General features: G+C 57.6%; 17 protein-coding genes. 16 read left to right on the forward strand and 1 reads right to left on the reverse strand.

What is annotated here, in order from left to right; translation table 11 throughout:
* Position 1: 1 nt before the first annotated feature.
* The 5 genes from tldD (at position 2) to ACR0J5_RS09275 (ending at position 6,976) form a co-directional block, all read left to right on the forward strand.
* Entirely contained in the window at positions 2–1,423 is a 1,422-nt protein-coding gene (gene tldD / locus ACR0J5_RS09255) for a metalloprotease TldD (RefSeq protein ID WP_480652565.1), read from the forward strand.
* 228 nt (positions 1,424–1,651) lie between these two features.
* Complete coding sequence (gene dprA / locus ACR0J5_RS09260; RefSeq protein ID WP_480652567.1) at positions 1,652–2,779, forward strand: DNA-processing protein DprA; 1,128 nt, start codon at positions 1,652–1,654, stop codon at positions 2,777–2,779.
* A 149-nt stretch (positions 2,780–2,928) separates the two neighbouring features.
* Entirely contained in the window at positions 2,929–5,553 is a 2,625-nt protein-coding gene (topA, locus tag ACR0J5_RS09265; RefSeq protein ID WP_480652569.1) for a type I DNA topoisomerase, read from the forward strand.
* Positions 5,554–5,645: 92 nt separating this feature from the next.
* Entirely contained in the window at positions 5,646–6,350 is a 705-nt protein-coding gene (locus tag ACR0J5_RS09270) for a CoA transferase subunit A (protein WP_480652571.1), read from the forward strand.
* Positions 6,350–6,976 carry a 3-oxoacid CoA-transferase subunit B gene (locus ACR0J5_RS09275; RefSeq protein WP_480652573.1) on the forward strand — a complete coding sequence of 209 codons (627 nt, stop codon included), beginning with the start codon at positions 6,350–6,352 and terminating at the stop codon, positions 6,974–6,976. Before ACR0J5_RS09270 ends, ACR0J5_RS09275 begins: the two co-directional genes overlap by 1 nt.
* A gap of 52 nt (positions 6,977–7,028) precedes the next feature.
* Here ACR0J5_RS09275 and ACR0J5_RS09280 read toward each other — a convergent pair whose 3' ends face one another.
* Positions 7,029–7,895: a lytic transglycosylase domain-containing protein gene (locus ACR0J5_RS09280; protein ID WP_480652575.1), complete on the reverse strand. Its 867-nt coding sequence runs from the start codon at positions 7,893–7,895 to the stop codon at positions 7,029–7,031.
* A 353-nt stretch (positions 7,896–8,248) separates the two neighbouring features.
* On the opposite strand from ACR0J5_RS09280, the gene ACR0J5_RS09285 reads away from it, so the two are divergent.
* The 11 genes from ACR0J5_RS09285 to ACR0J5_RS09335 all read left to right on the forward strand — a co-directional run bounded on the left by ACR0J5_RS09285 (position 8,249) and on the right by ACR0J5_RS09335 (position 18,370).
* Positions 8,249–8,458 (forward strand): Flp family type IVb pilin, encoded by a 210-nt coding sequence (locus ACR0J5_RS09285; protein ID WP_480652577.1) that lies wholly within the window; start codon positions 8,249–8,251, stop codon positions 8,456–8,458.
* A gap of 94 nt (positions 8,459–8,552) precedes the next feature.
* The gene (locus ACR0J5_RS09290; protein ID WP_480652579.1) at positions 8,553–8,756 is read left to right on the forward strand and encodes a hypothetical protein; all 204 of its coding nucleotides are present in this window, start codon (positions 8,553–8,555) and stop codon (positions 8,754–8,756) included.
* 160 nt (positions 8,757–8,916) lie between these two features.
* Positions 8,917–9,792 carry a Flp pilus assembly protein CpaB gene (cpaB, locus tag ACR0J5_RS09295; RefSeq protein ID WP_480652581.1) on the forward strand — a complete coding sequence of 292 codons (876 nt, stop codon included), beginning with the start codon at positions 8,917–8,919 and terminating at the stop codon, positions 9,790–9,792.
* Between the two features lie 191 nt (positions 9,793–9,983).
* Positions 9,984–11,390: a type II and III secretion system protein family protein gene (locus tag ACR0J5_RS09300; protein ID WP_480652583.1), complete on the forward strand. Its 1,407-nt coding sequence runs from the start codon at positions 9,984–9,986 to the stop codon at positions 11,388–11,390.
* 16 nt (positions 11,391–11,406) lie between these two features.
* A complete protein-coding gene (locus tag ACR0J5_RS09305) occupies positions 11,407–12,033 on the forward strand; it encodes an OmpA family protein (RefSeq protein ID WP_480652585.1) in 627 nt (208 codons plus the stop codon).
* A 198-nt stretch (positions 12,034–12,231) separates the two neighbouring features.
* Complete coding sequence (locus ACR0J5_RS09310) at positions 12,232–13,461, forward strand: CpaE/TadZ family protein (RefSeq protein ID WP_480652587.1); 1,230 nt, start codon at positions 12,232–12,234, stop codon at positions 13,459–13,461.
* A gap of 25 nt (positions 13,462–13,486) precedes the next feature.
* Complete coding sequence (locus tag ACR0J5_RS09315; RefSeq protein ID WP_480652588.1) at positions 13,487–14,920, forward strand: TadA family conjugal transfer-associated ATPase; 1,434 nt, start codon at positions 13,487–13,489, stop codon at positions 14,918–14,920.
* 14 nt (positions 14,921–14,934) lie between these two features.
* Positions 14,935–15,903: a type II secretion system F family protein gene (locus tag ACR0J5_RS09320; RefSeq protein WP_480652590.1), complete on the forward strand. Its 969-nt coding sequence runs from the start codon at positions 14,935–14,937 to the stop codon at positions 15,901–15,903.
* Between the two features lie 10 nt (positions 15,904–15,913).
* Positions 15,914–16,903, forward strand: a complete 990-nt coding sequence (locus ACR0J5_RS09325; protein ID WP_480652592.1) for a type II secretion system F family protein — start codon at positions 15,914–15,916, stop codon at positions 16,901–16,903.
* A gap of 4 nt (positions 16,904–16,907) precedes the next feature.
* Positions 16,908–17,507 (forward strand): tetratricopeptide repeat protein, encoded by a 600-nt coding sequence (locus tag ACR0J5_RS09330; RefSeq protein ID WP_480652902.1) that lies wholly within the window; start codon positions 16,908–16,910, stop codon positions 17,505–17,507.
* Positions 17,508–17,518: 11 nt separating this feature from the next.
* Positions 17,519–18,370, forward strand: a complete 852-nt coding sequence (locus tag ACR0J5_RS09335; protein ID WP_480652594.1) for a tetratricopeptide repeat protein — start codon at positions 17,519–17,521, stop codon at positions 18,368–18,370.

The following is an 18,370-nucleotide window of genomic DNA, read 5'->3' on the forward strand; positions in this document are numbered from 1 at the left end:
GATGCCCAACGACCCGTTTCGCCCGTTTGAAAGCGCCCTTCCCCGTGATGAGGCGCTTGCGGTTCTGCAGTCCGCCACTGCTGGTGCCGAGGACGGCGAACTGTTCGTCGAGCGCCGGAAATCCGAAGCGCTGGTCTTTGATGACGGGCGTTTGAAGACCGCATCCTACGACGCCTCCGAAGGATTCGGCCTGCGCGCAGTACAGGGCGAAGTGGCTGGCTATGCGCATTCCACGGATGTCTCGATCGGGGCGCTCAAGCGGGCGGCTGAAACCGCGCGGCTGGCGGTGGGCGATGGTGGCGGCACACTGGCCGAGGCACCACGCGCCACCAACACCCGCCTGTATACGGACGAAGATCCAATCGAATCTGCGGATTTCCCTGTCAAAATCGAAACGCTGCGCGAGATCGACGCCTTCGCCCGTGATCTGGACCCGCGCGTTGTGCAGGTCAGCGCAACAATCACAGCCGCAGTGCAAGAGGTCGAAATCCTGCGCCCCGACGGTGTCCATGTCCGCGATGTGCGGCCGATGACCCGTCTGAATATCTCGGTCATCGTCGAGCAGAATGGCCGCCGCGAAAGCGGCTCGGCAGGCGGTGGCGGACGCGTCGGTCTGGACGGGTTGATCGACCCCACCGATTGGCAGGACAAAGCGCGTGAGGCTCTGAGGATCGCTCTGGTCAATCTGGACGCCATCCCTGCCCCTGCGGGTGTGATGGAGGTCGCGCTTGGCCCCGGTTGGCCCGGTATCCTGCTGCACGAAGCTATTGGGCATGGGCTGGAAGGCGATTTCAACCGCAAGGGAAGCTCGGCCTTTGCCGGGCTGATGGGGCAGCAGATCGCCTCGAAAGGGGTGACCGTGGTGGATGACGGGACGATTGCAGACCGGCGCGGCTCGATCTCTGTCGATGACGAAGGCACGCCCAGTTCGCGCACCGTTCTGATCGAAGATGGCATCCTGACCGGCTATATGCAGGACCGCCAGAATGCGCGCCTGATGGGTGTTGCGCCCACCGGTAATGGGCGGCGTCAGAGCTATGCGCATAAACCCATGCCGCGGATGACCAACACCGTGATGCTGGGTGGCGATGCCGACCCGGCCGCGCTGGTTGCGGATATCAAGGATGGCATCTGGGCCGTGGGATTTGGCGGCGGTCAGGTCGACATCACCAACGGCAAATTCGTGTTTTCCTGCACCGAGGCGTATCGGGTCGAAAACGGCAAGATCGGTGCACCGGTCAAGGGCGCAACGCTGATCGGTGACGGGCCATCGGCGCTCAAACGTATCCGGGGTCTGGGAAATGACATGGCGCTTGATCCGGGCATGGGCACGTGTGGCAAAGACGGCCAATGGGTGCCTGTCGGTGTCGGCCAGCCAACGGTTCTGATGGACGGGCTAACGGTTGGCGGATCGGCGGCCTGACACAGAATCGGGTGCGATTAGGGTTAACCCAGCACCGCCATCCAGCGCGCATTGCACAACGCCCGGTTGAGGTGAGCCCTCAGCCGGGCGTTTTATTCTTTATTGTTTTCAGCCGCCTAAACGGATCTTCAGCTCATTTCAGGAAAATTATCCGAATAATTTGACGGGATTTACACGCTGTTAACCCCTGCAGCCGTAAACCAGTTCTGCAATCAGGCGGAGCGACGGATGACCGAAGAGCAGCATTCTTCCTATCACCCCACACTCCCACCCACCACGGAAGAGGATCGGTTTTCCTGGCTTCGTCTGTTGCGCTCTCGCAAGGTTGGTCCGGCGACATTTCGTCGGCTGATGCGGGAACATGGCTCAGCGCAGAACGCGCTGGCCGCGCTGCCTGAAATGGCACGCGCCGCCGGAATAAAAGGGTATGAAGTTTGCCCGCCCGGCGTGATTGAGGCGGAACTCAAGGCCGCAAAAGCCGCCAATGCGCGGCTTTTGTGCCTTGGGTCCGCTGAGTTTCCCGTGGCTTTGAATGATCTAAACGACGCGCCGCCTATGGTATGGGCCGTGGGCGATGTGTCGATCCTGCAAAAACCGTCCATCGCCATGGTCGGCGCGCGCAATTGTTCATCGCTCGGCGCGCGGATGGCGCGCGGATTGGCAAGCGATCTTGGGCAGCACGGCTACGTCATCGTTTCGGGGCTTGCCCGCGGCATCGACACCGCGGCGCATATGGCCGCACTGGAAACCGGGACGGTGGCGGTCATGGCCGGAGGGGTTGATGTCATTTACCCCGCCGAAAACACCGATCTGGCCCATGATATCGCCAAATCCGGCTTGCGCTTGTCGGAACAGCCGATGGGCGTCACCCCTCAGGCCCGGCATTTTCCGCGCCGCAACAGGATTATTTCGGGTTTGGCGCAGGCGGTGGTGGTGGTCGAAGCCGCTGCCAAATCCGGCAGCCTGATCACCGCGCGCGACGCGCTGGATCAGGGGCGAGAGGTTCTGGCCGTTCCCGGCCACCCGTTCGACGCCCGTGCCGCCGGGTGCAACCTGCTGATCCGCGACGGGGCGACCCTGATCCGCTCTGCCGACGATGTGATCGAAGCCCTGCCAAAGCGGCAAGCCGAAATGTTCACGCCGATCGAGCCGGAAACCCCGCCGGAACCCGTGCGCCCCTCTGGCTCGCTGCACCAGCAGATCCTGTCCTGCCTCGGACCTTCTCCTATCGCCGAAGACCAGCTGATCCGCGACGTCGCCGCCTCAGCCGGTGAGATCGGCCCGGCACTGGTCGATCTGGAGTTGGACGGCCGCATTCAACGCCAGCCGGGCGGGCTGCTGTCCTTGTCGGCCTGATCCGCACGCTACAGATTCCACCCCCTAGCGCTCTGAAATCGCCATGATTTTAGGGTTTGTAAAGGAACGCATTGACAATTCCCTCTTGCCCTACACATTTTGCACCATCATAGAAGGCGCCCAATTCGTCGAGCGAGGTTTCCCCTTAAATGCCTGTAGTTGTTGTAGAATCCCCTGCCAAGGCCAAGACAATCAATAAATACCTTGGCCCTGACTACACGGTTTTGGCGTCTTACGGCCACGTGAGGGACCTGCCTCCCAAGGACGGATCGGTCGATACCGAACACGAATTCGAGATGAAGTGGGAGGTTGGCAACGACAGCCGCAAGCATGTCAAAGCCATCGCCGACGCGCTCAAAGAAGACAACGCCCTGATCCTCGCCACCGACCCCGATCGTGAGGGCGAAGCGATCAGCTGGCACCTGCAAGAGGCGCTGACCAAACGCCGCTCGATCAAAAAGGATACGCCGGTCAGCCGCGTCACCTTCAACGCCATCACCAAGGACGCCGTGACCGAGGCGATGCAGAACCCGCGTCAAGTCGATATGCCTTTGGTTGAGGCTTATCTGGCCCGCCGTGCGCTGGACTATCTGGTGGGCTTCAACCTTTCGCCGGTCCTGTGGCGCAAGCTGCCCGGCGCGAAATCAGCCGGTCGCGTGCAATCGGTCTGCCTGCGCCTGATCGTTGAACGCGAGATGGAGATCGAGGCGTTCAAACCGGTTGAATACTGGTCGGTCAAAGCGCTGTTCGAAACTCCACGCGGCCAGACTTATGAGGCGCGTCTGGTCACCTTGGCCGGGAACAAGCTGGACAAGCATGACCTGAAAAACGCCACACAAGCCGAACTGGCCGTTCAGGCGATCACCAGCCGCGCGCTGAGCGTCACCTCGGTCGAGGCCAAACCCGCGGCGCGCAACCCGTCGGCCCCGTTCATGACGTCGACCTTGCAGCAAGAGGCCAGCCGCAAGTTCGGCATGGGCGCGCGCCACGCGATGCAGGTGGCCCAGCGGCTGTACGAGGCGGGCTACATCACTTACATGCGAACCGACGGCATCGATATGGCGCCCGAGGCCGTCGCTGCCGCGCGCGATGCGATTGCCGACCGGTACGGCGCGGAATATGTGCCCGACAGCCCGCGTATCTATAAGAACAAGGCCAAAAACGCGCAAGAAGCCCACGAGTGTATCCGCCCCACGGATATGGCCCGCGATGCCAGCGACCTGAAGGTTACGGATGAGGATCAGCGCAAGCTTTACGACCTGATCTGGAAGCGCACCATCGCCTGTCAGATGGCCGCCGCACGGCTGGAACGCACCACGGTCGAGATCGGCAGCGACGATGGTCAGGTTGGCCTGCGCGCCACCGGTCAGGTGGTGATGTTCGACGGGTTCATGCGCGTTTATGAGGAAGGCCGCGATGACGTGGCCGATGACGACGACAAACGCCTGCCGCAGATCATGCAAGGCGATCCGGCGCGGTTCGCCAAGACCTCTCTGAAGGATCAATTCACCAAGGCCACCAGCGACGACAAACAGGCGGTGCTGTCCGAGAATGAGGCCGTGCTGGCCTTGCAACACCACACCCAGCCGCCCCCGCGCTATACCGAGGCCACGCTGGTCAAACGGATGGAAGAGCTGGGGATCGGGCGCCCGTCCACCTATGCCTCGATCGTGACCACGATTCAGGACCGCGAATATGTGCGCAAGGACAAGAACCGGCTGATCCCCGAAGAAAAAGGCCGGATCGTCACGATCTTTTTGCTGAATTTCTTCCGGCAATATGTCGGCTATGAGTTCACCGCCAATCTGGAAGGCGAGTTGGACGATGTCAGCGCCGGTGAGCGTGACTACAAAGACCTGCTGGGCAAGTTCTGGCGCGATTTCTCAGCCGCGATTGGCGAGACCTCGGAACTGCGCATTTCCGAGGTGCTGGACAAGCTGGATGAGGCGCTTGCGCCTCAGTTGTACCCCCCGCGTGAGGATGGGTCCGACCCCCGCGTCTGCCCGAAATGCGGTGTGGGTCAGTTGCACCTGAAAACCTCGCGCACAGGCGGGTTTGTTGGCTGTGGCAACTATCCCGAATGCACCTATACCCGCCCCATCGCGGGCGAAGGTGCCGAGGGTGATGAGCGTCTGCTGGGCGAGGATGCGGGTGATGAGATCTGGTTGAAATCCGGCCGGTTTGGTCCCTATGTTCAGCGCGGCGAGCCGACGCCCGAGAACAAGAAGCCGCCCCGCGCGTCCCTGCCCCGTGGATGGAGCAAAGATGACATGGATCTGGACAAGGCGCTGACGCTGTTGTCGCTGCCCCGCCAGATCGGCGAACACCCCGAGGGCGGCATGATCAGCTCGAACTTTGGGCGGTTCGGGCCGTATATCATGCACCAGCTGCCCGAAGAGGCGAAACCCGTTTATGTCAACGTCAAAGACCCCAATGACGTCTTTGAAATCGGCATGAACCGCGCGGTTGAGATGCTGGCCGAAAAACGCGCCAATCCGGGGCGTGGGCGGCGGGCGGCGGCCAAGCCGCTCAAGGAACTGGGTGACCACCCCGACGGGGGCGCGATGCAGGTGCTGGACGGGCGCTATGGGCCCTATGTGAAATGGGAAAAGGTCAACGCGACCATCCCCAAGGACATCAAGCCCGAGGACGTGACGCAGGAGATGGCCATCGAACTGGTCAATGAACGCGCCGCCAAGAAAGGCACCAAAAAGAAAGCCGCGCCAAAGAAAAAGGCCGCGGCCAAGAAAACCACCAAGAAGGCGGCCTCTTAGGTAGAAATACCACCACCCCCTTGGATTCGTTGACTTCCCCGTGACGTGGCGGCACAACCTGCCCATCACCATGTCATTGGGGGAGTTTTTTCATGAAAAAAGTCTATGCAAACGCGGCCGAGGCGCTGGACGGGCTGCTGCATGACGACATGTTCATCGCGGCTGGCGGCTTTGGCCTCTGCGGTATACCGGAATTGCTGCTTGAGGCGATCAAGGACGCAGGCACGCAGAACCTGACCTTTGCGTCGAACAATGCGGGCGTCGACGATTTCGGCATCGGCATCCTTCTGCAGACCAAGCAGGTCAAAAAGATGATCAGCTCTTACGTCGGCGAAAACGCTGAATTCATGCGCCAGTATCTGGCCGGAGAACTGGAGCTGGAGTTCAACCCGCAAGGCACCCTGGCCGAGCGGATGCGCGCCGGTGGCGCAGGTATCCCCGGTTTCTATACCAAGACCGGTGTGGGTACGGTGATCGCCGAAGGCAAAGAGCACAAGGACTTCAACGGCGAGACCTATATCATGGAGGAAGGCATCTTTGCCGACCTCGCCATCGTCAAGGCGTGGAAGGCGGACGACACCGGTAATCTGGTGTTCCGCAAGACCGCCCGCAACTTCAACGTGCCTGCTGCGACCTGCGGCAAAATCTGCGTGGCCGAGGTTGAGGAAATCGTGCCCCGTGGTTCGCTGGATCCCGACGCGATCCACCTGCCCGGCATCTATGTGCATCGCATCATTCAGGGCAGTCACGAAAAGCGCATTGAACAGCGCACCACGCGCAAGAAGGAGGACGCATAATGCCCTGGGACCGCAATCAGATGGCCGCACGCGCGGCTGAGGAACTGGAAGACGGCATGTATGTGAACCTCGGCATCGGGATCCCGACGCTGGTGGCGAACTATGTGGGTGACAAGGACATCACGCTGCAGTCCGAGAACGGCATGCTGGGCATGGGCCCCTTCCCGTTCGAAGGTGAGGAAGATCCAGACCTAATCAACGCAGGCAAGCAGACAATCACCGAGCTGTCCCGCACCGCCTATTTCGACAGCGCCACGTCCTTTGGTATGATCCGGGGCGGCAAGATCGCCGCCGCCGTGCTGGGCGCGATGGAGGTCGATGAAGAAGGCGATCTGGCCAACTGGATGATCCCCGGTGTGCTGGTCAAAGGCATGGGCGGCGCGATGGATCTGGTGGCCGGTGTGGGCCGTGTGATCGTTGTGATGGATCACACCAACAAGCACGGCAAATCCAAGCTGCTGAAGAAGTGCACCCTGCCTCTGACAGGCAAAAAGGTGGTCAACCGCGTGATCACCAACCTGGGCGTTCTTGATGTGGTTGAGGGCGGGCTCAAGATCGTCGAGATCGCCGCAGGCGTCACCGAAGATGAGATTCGCGCCGCGACTGAGGCCAATATCGTCAACTGAGCGCCTCTCAGGCTTTCAAAGGAAAAGGCCCGCCAGTTTCGGCGGGCCTTTTTCAATTGAGCGTCTGAAACACGCACCCGTCTGAAATCAACTCTGGCGGGCTTGAACAAAGCGCTTTGGCAATCTGAAAAGCGGCCAGCACTTTGGGTACGTAATCCCGTGTCTCGGCAAACGGTGGAACGCCACCATGCTTGCGTACAGACCCTTCGCCCGCGTTATACCCGGCCAGAACAATGATCGGGTCATTGCCGAATTCCTCCATCAGCCAGTTCAGGTATTTCACGCCACCGGAAATGTTCTGCGACGGATGAAAGCTGTCCTTTACGCCAAATCTACGGGCGGTTGCCGGCATCAACTGCATCAACCCCTGCGCCCCGGCTGAACTGACGGCGTCAACCCGGCCTGCCGATTCAACTGAAATGACCGCAAGAACAAGCGCGGGCGAAACTTCGGTGCCGACCGTCGAGCGCAGAATTTCGACCCCCTGCTTCTCGGCGATGTTCTGCAATGTCTGCAGACGCGGGGACGCCACATTAGTCGCCGCCAGGGCGTTGATGGCTTCGGGCAGACGCCCGGTGCTGGAATCGGCTAACGCGGGTGAGATTTTGTCCCAAAATGCTTTGTAGGAACCGACCGGTTTGCCCTTGGGGGTCGCCCCCGGAACACTGGGGGGGACAACCTTTGTCCGGGTGATGATCTCAGGCACTTCGATTTCTGCGCCAGTGCTTGGTGCAAAGGGCGCTGCTGCATGTTCCTCGGGCGAGATCTGCACGAGAGGTCTGGACCGAACGCCGGGCTTCGCCGCTTTTACACGCTTATATACACCGCGTGGTTCGACCTCGGTCGCTACGGCGGAGATCGGCACCGACATCATCGACGCCATAACGCCGACGCATGTGATTGCGAACCGGAGTTTCATTTTGCCTGCCTCGTGTTTTCGTCTTTTCAACAAGTTGAACCTCGAATCCCTTTGAAATGCCAGAAAAACACGTCGAATTGGGGCAATTTCGCCTCATTTGGCGTAATTTTGCACCGAGATCACAAGGCACCGCTGGGCAATGCAAGTTTTTATTTGTTATTTTTCAAAATGTTAGCCGAAAAACTACCAAAAAGTTAAACTCTGGAGGAAAAAAATGCTGTTTGGCCCAATTCCTGCCATGCCTGACATGCAAACATAATGCCACACCGAGACGGTCGAGAGCGGACTGAGAGAGAAAGCTCTGTTAGACACCGAGGTTTGATTACTTTTTGATCCTTTAGGAGGGACGTACCATGATCAAGTTCATCAAGAACTTCCGCAAAGACGAAGACGGCGCCGTAACAGTTGACTGGGTTGTTCTGACCGCAGCTATCGTTGGCCTGGCCGCAGTTGCCTACACCCAGATCGGTAACGGCACCAAAGATATCGCTGACAACGTCGGCGCTGCTCTGACCTCCACTGCCGGCACTGCTGTCAGCAGCGTTCAGATCAACCCGCAGTAAATTTTACTGCTTGATCTGAAAATTATTTGGTGGGGCCTGGCTAATTTTGGCCGGGCCCCTCTTTTTATGCAACCACTTGCAAGCTGGCGGCTCCATGACACACATCTTCAAAGCGTTCCTGCAAAACGAAGACGGCGCTGTAACCGTCGACTGGGTTGTTCTGACAGCTGCTATTGTCGGGATTGCTGCAAGCATTTTCGTCTTCTTCGGCCAACCAGTAAAAGACTTCGACGCCAAAAACGGAGCTGCGATTCGCAGCATCGACGTCGCGGAGCAGATCACCATAACTTTCGATTGACCCGTCGCCGATTGATCCGTTTTGCAGCGTGCTGAAAAAGCGCCAGACCGAAAAAATCGGACATTGTCCCCCTTTTCGACACAATCTTCCTTTAATACCAGTTGACCATCGCGATAATCTATAGCGATCAAACAGAAACTAATAATATAAGGGGACGCGAATGCGTTTGGTATTTGGACTTGTCCTGATTCTCGGGGTTGCTTTGGCCGGGGGCGCCGTTTACTTGGCGCGCGATTATATAGCTCAGCACCAGGCCCAACTGGCCGCAGAACGTCAGGCGACACAGGATGCATTGGCAAACGTGAAATCGGTTCCGACTGTAGGCGTCATCGTTTCGAACCGTGCTATGAAGTATGGTGAGCGCATCGTTGCCGAGGACGTTCGAATCGTTAATTGGCCCGAAGATGCGATCCCAGAAGGTACCTTCACCGACATGGCCGCATTGTTCCCCGAAGATGCCATCGGTGATCGTTATGTGCTGCGGACAATGGAAAAAGATGAAGCTCTGATGGAGGTGAAAGTCACCAATCCTGGTGAGGCCGCTGGCCTGACGTCGCGTATCGCGGAAGGCAAACGCGCCTTTGCTATCAGCGTTGACGTTTCCTCGGGTGTGTCTGGCTTCTTGCGACCGGGCGACAATGTGGACGTGTACTGGACAGGTTCGATTCGGGGCGACTTTGAGGGGGCCGGTGGCGAAATTACCCGTCTGATTCAGACGAACATCGAAATCATTGCCGTCGATCAGACCGCAGGCTCTGACCTGGCAGGAGCAACAATCGCACGCACCGTAACGGTAGCAGCAACTCCAGAAGAGATTGCAGCGCTGGCACAGGCGCAAAACACCGGACGGCTGTCGCTCGCTCTGGTCGGAGTGTTGGACAACACAGTTGCAAGCGCTGTCGAAGTAGACCAACGGAAACTGTTGGGACTCAAGGAAATTGCACCTGAACCAGTCCAAGCTGAAGAGCGTAAATGCTATACCAACATCCGTCGCGGAGCGGAAACCGTTCAAACGGAAATCCCCTGCACAAACTGACGTTAAATCAGAACGTTACAGTATCAAGCCGCGCCAATTGCGCGGCTTGTTTTTTTGGGGTTGTTGCGGATTGTCCACATAAGGAAAATTCCAGAAACCATTGATTATTGCAATAAATTCGTAATTCGCGCAGTGTTAGTGAGCATAGGGCATTAGACCTAAAACGAGGCGTGATCGGAGAGGCAGGTCACATGAAAATAACATCTTGGATTAGCGCAACCCTTCTGGGGTTGGCGCTTACAGTTGGTCCGGTCGGCCATACGGCTTGGGCTGAAACTTTGCGCGTGGTGAAAAACGGGACGGCCGAAACGCTGGACGTTCCCATGAACCGCGCAATTGTCGTTGAAAGCGAAGAACCCTTCGCCGAACTCAGCATTGCAAATGCGGGCATCGCGGATATTTCGTCGCTGTCGGATCGGACGATTTATGTATTGGGTAAGGCTCCGGGCCTGACCACGCTGACACTGTTTGATGCAACCGGTAGTTTGCTGGCAAACGTCCGCGTTCGCGTGTCCCCGGATGTGTCTGAATTCAAAGAGCGTCTGCGGCAGATTCTGCCGGGTGAGCCCATTGAAGTGCGCACAGCCAATGACGGCATCGTGCTTTCCGGTACGATTTCCAGCAGCGCAAAGATGGCGCGGGCACTTGAGCTGGCCGAACGGTATGCACCAGAACGCGTGTCTAACCTGATGTCGGTTGGCGGTGTTCAGCAGGTGATGCTGAAAGTGCGCTTTGCGGAAATGAACCGCTCGGTCGCGAAAAGTCTGACCGCGTCGCTCGGCTTTGGCGGCAGCGATGTAACCGGCGGTATCAATACGTTGAACAATGCCGGTGCTTTGGCCAACGCATTGAACAACAACATCCCGCTCCAGCAGACAAACACAGGTGCCATTCTTTTTGGCTTCGGCGCTGGGTCGACACAGGTTCGTCTGTTGCTTGAAGCTCTTGAATCCAAAGGACTTGCCCGCAGCCTGGCAGAGCCCAACCTATCTGCCCTTTCGGGGCAAGAGGCTGAGTTCCTAGCCGGTGGTCAGGTGCCGATTCCGGTTCCTGCAGATGACGGCAACATTGCCATCGAGTACCGTGCCTTTGGTGTTCAGGTTCTGTTTACACCCCGGGTGGTCGATGGAGATCTGATCAACCTCGAACTGGGTACATCGGTATCGAGCATTGATCCGAATTCCAGCTTCACAATTGCCGGCAACAACGTACCGACTTTCATCAGCCGCGATACAAAAACCACGGTTGAGTTGAGAGATGGCGAAAGCTTTGCGATTGCAGGTTTGATTCAGGACAACTTCACGGACCTGAACAGCCAGCTTCCCTGGATCGGTGATGTTCCAATTTTGGGTGCCCTGTTCCGCAGCGCGGAATACCAGCGTGATCAAAGCGAACTGGTGATCATCGTCACTGCGCATCTGGTCTCGCCGACACGCGGCGAAGCGCTGGCGCTGCCGACGGATCGGGTGAAACCACCCAGCGAATTCGATCTGTTCGTGAACGGTAAAACCGCTCGTACAACGCGTCCGGGTTCCGGCGCAGCCTCGGAAGTAGCCAAACAGGACTTTGGCAACTCTTACGGCTACGTTCTGGATTGATAGGAGGATAGGACCAATGCAGAAGTGGACATTACTTACACTGGGTCTTTCGGTTGCTGTCACCGCGTGTACACGTGAGGCCGGGTACGAGCTCGACCAGGGGGCTTTCGGGAATGCGACCCTGAACAACACCCAAGTGTTGAACGGCGAACTGACCTACGCCCAGATCCTGGGCCAGCGATTCGCGGCCGAAGTTCCGACGCAAATCAACTTTGCCTTCGACAGCGCTCAGCTGGATGAAACGGCACAGCGGGTTCTGTTGCGTCAAGCGGACTGGATCAAACAGTTCCCAGAGGCGCGGTTCCGTGTATTCGGCCATACCGACGCTGTTGGATCGACTGCCTATAACAGGGCACTGGGTCAGCGCCGCGCCAATGCGGCCGTCGCCTTCCTGACACGGCAGGGCATCTCGCGCTCGCGGCTTGAGGCCGTCGTGTCCTTTGGCAAATCGCAGCCTTTGATCGACACGCCGAACCGGGATCGTCGCAACCGCCGCACGGTGACTGAGGTTTCGGGCTTTGTTGATCGCGCGCCGCAATTGCTGGATGGCAAATACGCCGAGGTGATCTATCGCGAATATGTAGAAAGCGGTGAGCGCGACAGCTACATTGAGCGTGAAGATTCTTCCTCAGGTGAACAATAATCCCTAGGAAATGGGCGGCATCGTCGCCCATTTCCCTACAATTGGTTCTTTTGCGCCTAAATCTTGCCTAAGTTCCAAGCCAGTTTTTCAACAATTAGGTGTCTTGCGGCCGATCGTGGTCGCACCGGGGCAAAAGCGAACCAGTCAAAGCCATCAGGCTTACTGCGTTTGCCTGCACCTGCGATGAGGATTGTGTCTATGACGAGCGGATCGCCACGAAACGATGAAAATGCCATCCAGGCCTGTACCATCAGCCGCGATGTCCAGAATTTCGATCTGTTGATCGAGGACATGGAGGCCGCACTTGGCGAGCGATGGGGTGATCTGGGATTTGCCGAGGCTCTGGCGTTCTTCAGCCAGCCTGATGCCGAATCACTGGAATTCGTTGCTCTTGCGATTGACGGCGAAGACGAAGACAACCTGTCGCTGATGGGTGAGATCATCACCCGCGCCAAGGAAAAGCGGATCAAAGTTGTTCTGATCGCCGAGGATGTCACACCAGCTGCGCTGCACCAGCTATTGCGCAAAGGGGCGGATGAATTTGTCCCCTACCCTCTGCCCGAAGGTGAATTGCAGGAAGCTATCGCCCGGATGAACCAGCCCGATCCGGTGGCCGTTCAACAAGCTGCGCCGCTGACACAGGGCGAATCCAAGGAGGCTGCTCTTTTTGTCGTACACGGGCTGGCTGGCGGCGTAGGTTCGACCACAATGGCCGTGAACCTCGCCTGGGAACTGGCCACGGTATCCGACAAAGAGGCGCCGTCAGTGTGCCTGTTGGATCTGGACCTTCAATTCGGCACGGTTTCCACTTATTTGGACCTGCCGCGCCGCGAGACTGTGTTTGAGATGTTGTCCGACACCGCCTCGATGGACGAGGAAGTCTTCGCCACGGCGTTGCAGAGCTATGAAGACAAATTGCAGGTTCTGACCGCGCCCTCCGATATGGTGCCGCTGGACCTGATCACCCCTGAAGATATTGAGCGCGTGATCGACACGGCCCGCAGGCATTTCGATTATGTGGTTGTCGACATGCCGTCGACCCTTGTGCATTGGTCCGAGACCGTTTTGCAGGCCGCTCATGTCTATTTCGCGATGATCGAGCTAGATATGCGCTCGGCCCAGAATGCGCTGCGCCTGAAACGCGCGCTGCAGGCAGAGGAACTGCCGTTCAACAAGCTGCGGTTTGCCTTGAACCGCGCCCCCAAATTTACCGACCTGAATGGCAAAGGCCGGGTCAAACGTATGGGCGAGAGCCTGGGAATTTCGATTGATTTACAACTGCCCGATGGTGGCAAGCCGGTCATGCAGAGCGGCGACCACGGGCAACCATTGGCAAATGCGGCCGCTAAAAACCCGCTGCGTCGTGAAATCGCAAAACTTGCGAAATCTCTGCACAGCCTGGGCAGCAGCGACGCCGAAGCCGCGTAAAGAGTTTTAAAGGGAGAGAGCCGCCGTGTTTTCAAGATACAAGAAACAGTCTGAGGCGCAGCCGGTTCAAACCCCGGCCGCAGCACCCAAACCTGCGGCCCAACAAGCGCCCACTGCCAACGCTGTGGCGCGCCGACCCGCGCAGAAGAAAGCGGCCGAGCCGGTCGCGGCGGACAAAGACCGCAAACGCAAAGAACGCCTGGGCGAGATCAAGATCGAGCTTCACCGCGAATTGCTGGAAAACCTGAACCTCGCCGCGTTGGAAAATGCTGGCGAGTCCGAGTTGCGCTCGGAGATCAGCGCCATTTCCAACGAAATTCTCGAAGCGCGTAACATCGTTCTGAACCGCGAAGACCGCACGCAGCTGAACAAGGAATTGTATGACGAGGTCACGGGCCTAGGCCCGCTTGAAACCTTGCTGCAGGACGATACGGTCAACGATATTCTGGTGAATGGCCCTCAGCAGATTTTCGTAGAACGCGATGGTAAGCTGGAAATCAGCGACATCACGTTCAAAGACGAAAAACACCTGATGCGGATCATCGACAAGATCGTATCCGCGGTGGGTCGTCGTGTCGACGAATCCAATCCGTATGTTGACGCCCGTCTGGCAGATGGTTCGCGTTTCAACGCCATGGTTCCGCCGATTGCGGTGGACGGTTCGCTGGTTTCGATTCGTAAATTCAAAAAGGACAAGTTGGGCATTGACGATCTGGTCAATTTCGGCGCGTTCACCGAAGAAATGGCCGCTTATCTGCAGGCCGCTGTGTCCACCCGTCTGAACATCATCGTATCGGGCGGTACGGGTTCGGGTAAAACGACCACGCTGAACGCCCTGTCCAGCTTTATCGACGACGCCGAGCGCATCCTGACCATCGAGGATACGGCGGAACTTCAGCTGCAACAGACCCATGTGGGTCGGATGGAAAGCCGCCCACCCAACGTTGAAGGCAAAGGCGAAGTCAGCCCGCGCGACTGTCTGAAAAACGCCCTGCGTATGCGCCCTGACCGCATCATCGTGGGCGAGACGCGTGGCGCCGAGGTGATCGACATGTTGCAGGCCATGAACACCGGCCACGACGGTTCGATGACCACGATCCACGCCAACTCGGCCCGTGACGGGATCTCGCGTCTGGAAAACATGATCGCGATGGCTGGCATCGAAATGCCGATCAAAGCGGTCCGCAGCCAGATCTCAAGCGCTGTGAACCTGATCGTTCAGGCCAGCCGTCTGCAGGATGGTTCGCGTCGAATGACCTCGATCACTGAGATTACCGGGATGGAAGGCGACGTGATTTCGATGCAGGAAATCTTTAAATTCCAACGTGTTGGCCTGACCCCGGACAACAAGATCATCGGTCACTTTACGGCCACCGGCGTGCGCAGCCACTATTCCGAGCGCTTCCGCCTGTGGGGCTTTGACCTGCCTGCTTCGATCTACGAAGCAACGACAATGTAGTAGGAGATCTGATCATGCAATTGCCTATCGAGGCACTCATATATGTCGTGATCTTCGTCGCAGTGTTCGCTCTGGTCGAAGGCATCTACCTGGTTGCTTTCGGCAAATCCATCAGCCTGAACAGCAAGGTGAACCGCCGTCTGGACATGCTGGACAAGGGCGTCGGCCGCGAGCAGGTTCTGGAACAGCTGCGCAAGGAAATGCAGCAGCATATGAAGTCTCAGAGCATACCGCTCTATTCATTGCTGTCTGACAAGGCACAGAAAGCGGCGATTGCCTTCTCTCCACGGCAGCTGATCATGATTATGGTTCTGTTGTCCGGCTTCGCCTTTGTTGCGCTCACCATCGGCACGGCAACGGAAATGCTTTTGCGGATCGCGCTGTCGGTCGGCATTGGCGTCGGCGGTGTTTACACCTGGGTGAGCCGTAAGGCCAAAAAGCGTCTGTCCATGATGGAAGAGCAACTGCCAGATGCGGTTGAACTGATGGTACGCTCGCTACGCGTGGGCAACCCGTTTGTCTCCTCGGTCCAGATCGTCGCGAATGAGATTCAGGACCCACTGGGCACCGAATTCGGCATCATAGCTGACGAATGCGCCTATGGCCGTGACGTGGGCGAGGCGCTGAAAGACATGGCCGAACGTTTGGACATGCAGGATATGCGCTTTTTGTCGGTCGCCGTCGGCATTCAGCAACAATCTGGTGGTAACCTTGCAGAGATTCTAGCCGGTCTTGCCCAGGTGATCCGTGCCCGTTTCCGCCTGTTCCGCCGTGTAAAAGCAATCACAGCCGAGGCGCAGTGGTCCGGTAAATTCCTGTCCGGCTTCCCACTGTTCTGTCTGCTCTTCATTCTGGTAACAGACCCCACCTACTACGACGAGGTGCTGGATCACGCGCTGTTTATCCCTCTGTGTTTCTTTGTGGGCATCATGCTGACATTGAACCTGATCGTGATGCGTGTACTCACCAACATTAAGGTTTAAGGGTATCGAGATGGAATTTATCAACCAAATCAATGACCTGATTAAACAGCATTTAGGTGAGTTCGGACCACTGATCGTCATCGGCGTTCTGGGGCTGTTCCTGATCCTGATCGCGGTATCGCTGATGATGAATCAGCCCGAAGATCCGCTAAAAAAGCTGCAAAAGTCCAACGCGGCGCCGAAAAGCAACAAAAAATCCAAAAAGGACAAGTTGCGCACAACCGGTCGCAATGAGCAGCTGGAAAAGTTCGCGAACTTCCTTGAGCCGCAGAATGAAGAACAGCTGTCTGCAATGCAGCTCACTCTGCGTCAGGCGGGTTATCATTCGAAAGACGCTGTACGGTTTTTCCATTTTGCACAATTTGCATTGGGTATCGTGGGCATTTTGATCGGTGTGATGCTGGTGACTGTTTTGTCTGGTGGTGAGGAATTCACAGGAAGCCAGGTTGCAATCCGTGTTCTGATCCCAGCTGCAGCGGGCTATTTCCTTCCGCGTTATTGGATCACCCGTCGCGTCGCTGAACGGCATGAGGCCATCACTGCCGGCTTCCCCGATACGCTAGACCTGATGTTGGTCTGTGTCGAAGCGGGTCAGTCTCTGGATCAGGCAATTGTGCGTGTTGCTGGCGAGATGAAGGTCTCCTACCCGGATATCGCTCAGGAATTCGAAATCGTCGCGTATGAATTGAAAGCCGGTAAAGACAAAGACACGGTTCTGCGCGACTTTGGCACCCGATGCGGCGTGCAGGATGTCAGCTCGTTCGTGACGGTGATGATCCAGTCGGCGACCTTTGGTACCTCGATTGCCGAAGCACTTCGGGTTTATGCCAGCGAAATGCGTGACAAACGCGTGATGCGCGCCGAAGAGGCCGCGAACAAGTTGCCAACGAAGATGACACTTGCCACAATGATTCTGACGGTTCCGCCATTGCTGGTCATTCTGGTTGGCCCTTCGGCAAAAGGGATCGAAGACTTCGTCAATCAAGGTGGCTCTGGTTAACCACATGACACTCAGGCACAGGCGGCTCCCGTCCGGGATACCCCATATTGTAAAGGCCGCTGTGGTTTTCGCCATGGTGGCCTCTTGCACGGAAACAGGGCTGTCTAACGACCTCGAAGCCCCCGGCGTTGATCGAAACGGCCAAAGTGCTGATGAAATTGCGGTCGGTCATCGTTTAATGGCTGCCGGAGAGTATGAACTGGCTTTGAAATCCTACTCCCGAGCTGCCCTCGACCAGGGGCTGACACCGGAAATCCTCACATCGATGGGCACCGCCAATCTGGGCCTGGGGCGGTTGGGGCAGGCAGAACCCCTGTTGCGCCGCGCCGTCAAGGAAGATCCGGACTGGTCCGCGGCGTGGAACAATCTGGGTGTTTTGTTGATCGAGCAAGGCGAATTCCCCGAGGCTGCGCAGGTCTTTAAACGCGCCTATGCGCTGAACGATGGCGAAAGTGACGCAATTCGGGACAATCTGCGCTTAGCACTCGCAAAAATGGAAATTCCTGTTAATACTAAGGCAGAAAAGCAAGAATATACGCTGGAGCAGCAAGGCGACGGGCAATTCACGCTTCGCAAGCTCCCACAAGATGAGCAAGAGCAGTAAAGGACGCAAAAATGCGCCAACAATTCTTGATTGCACCAATGCTGGTGTGCGGGGTTATCCTGTCCGCATGCGAAAAAGAGACCGAGGATGAAAAGGTCGAACGGACCTTTCAGGAAGTCGACGTCATTGACGAAACCAACCTGAGCGAAGTCCTGTTGACTGCAGCCGACCCCAACGAAGCTGTAACATATTTCCAGGGCGCCGCGGCCAAGAACCCAGGTCGGATTGATCTGCAGCGGGGCTTGGCCATTTCCCTGACCCGCGCCAAACGCACCACCGAGGCTGCCGCGGCGTGGAAAAAGGTAACCACCATGTCGGGCGTGTCGAATATCGACCGGGTCGAATATGCCGATGCGCTGGTGCGGTCGGGAAACTGGAAACAGGCAAAGACCGTTCTGGACTCCATTCCCCCCACCTATGAAAGCTTCAAACGCTATCGTCTTGAGGCCGTGGTGGCGGACTCAAATCAGGATTGGAAACGGGCGGATCATTTCTATGAAACCGCCGTTGGCCTGACCACGCGCCCCGGCAGCGTGATGAACAACTGGGGTTATTCCAAACTGACCCGAGGCCAATATGCGGAAGCCGAACGTCTGTTTACTGATGCGATCCGTCAGGACAATTCCCTGTTCACCGCAAAGAACAACCTGGTTCTGGCGCGGGCGGCGCAGGGAAATTACAGCCTGCCGGTTGTTCCCATGTCTCAGGTCGAACGGGCGATGCTGTTGAACACCATGGCCATCTCAGCGGTCAAACAGGGGGATGTGGCCACGGCCAAGAACCTGTTCCGCGAGGCCATTGCTACCCATCCGCAGCATTATGACGAGGCCGTCCGCTCGCTCCGCGCGCTTGAGGAAGCCTGA

The organism is Ruegeria sp. BE1 (genome assembly GCF_056538885.1).

Excerpts from the sequence above, each read along its gene's own strand:
- tldD (WP_480652565.1), top strand. The coding sequence starts at position 2 with ATGCCCAACGACCCGTTTCGCCCGTTTGAAAGCGCCCTTCCCCGTGAT.
- dprA (WP_480652567.1), top strand. The coding sequence starts at position 1,652 with ATGACCGAAGAGCAGCATTCTTCCTATCACCCCACACTCCCACCCACC.
- topA (WP_480652569.1), top strand. The coding sequence starts at position 2,929 with ATGCCTGTAGTTGTTGTAGAATCCCCTGCCAAGGCCAAGACAATCAAT.
- ACR0J5_RS09270 (WP_480652571.1), top strand. The coding sequence starts at position 5,646 with ATGAAAAAAGTCTATGCAAACGCGGCCGAGGCGCTGGACGGGCTGCTG.
- ACR0J5_RS09275 (WP_480652573.1), top strand. The coding sequence starts at position 6,350 with ATGCCCTGGGACCGCAATCAGATGGCCGCACGCGCGGCTGAGGAACTG.
- ACR0J5_RS09280 (WP_480652575.1), bottom strand. The coding sequence starts at position 7,895 with ATGAAACTCCGGTTCGCAATCACATGCGTCGGCGTTATGGCGTCGATG.
- ACR0J5_RS09285 (WP_480652577.1), top strand. The coding sequence starts at position 8,249 with ATGATCAAGTTCATCAAGAACTTCCGCAAAGACGAAGACGGCGCCGTA.
- ACR0J5_RS09290 (WP_480652579.1), top strand. The coding sequence starts at position 8,553 with ATGACACACATCTTCAAAGCGTTCCTGCAAAACGAAGACGGCGCTGTA.
- cpaB (WP_480652581.1), top strand. The coding sequence starts at position 8,917 with ATGCGTTTGGTATTTGGACTTGTCCTGATTCTCGGGGTTGCTTTGGCC.
- ACR0J5_RS09300 (WP_480652583.1), top strand. The coding sequence starts at position 9,984 with ATGAAAATAACATCTTGGATTAGCGCAACCCTTCTGGGGTTGGCGCTT.
- ACR0J5_RS09305 (WP_480652585.1), top strand. The coding sequence starts at position 11,407 with ATGCAGAAGTGGACATTACTTACACTGGGTCTTTCGGTTGCTGTCACC.
- ACR0J5_RS09310 (WP_480652587.1), top strand. The coding sequence starts at position 12,232 with ATGACGAGCGGATCGCCACGAAACGATGAAAATGCCATCCAGGCCTGT.
- ACR0J5_RS09320 (WP_480652590.1), top strand. The coding sequence starts at position 14,935 with ATGCAATTGCCTATCGAGGCACTCATATATGTCGTGATCTTCGTCGCA.
- ACR0J5_RS09325 (WP_480652592.1), top strand. The coding sequence starts at position 15,914 with ATGGAATTTATCAACCAAATCAATGACCTGATTAAACAGCATTTAGGT.
- ACR0J5_RS09330 (WP_480652902.1), top strand. The coding sequence starts at position 16,908 with ATGACACTCAGGCACAGGCGGCTCCCGTCCGGGATACCCCATATTGTA.
- ACR0J5_RS09335 (WP_480652594.1), top strand. The coding sequence starts at position 17,519 with ATGCGCCAACAATTCTTGATTGCACCAATGCTGGTGTGCGGGGTTATC.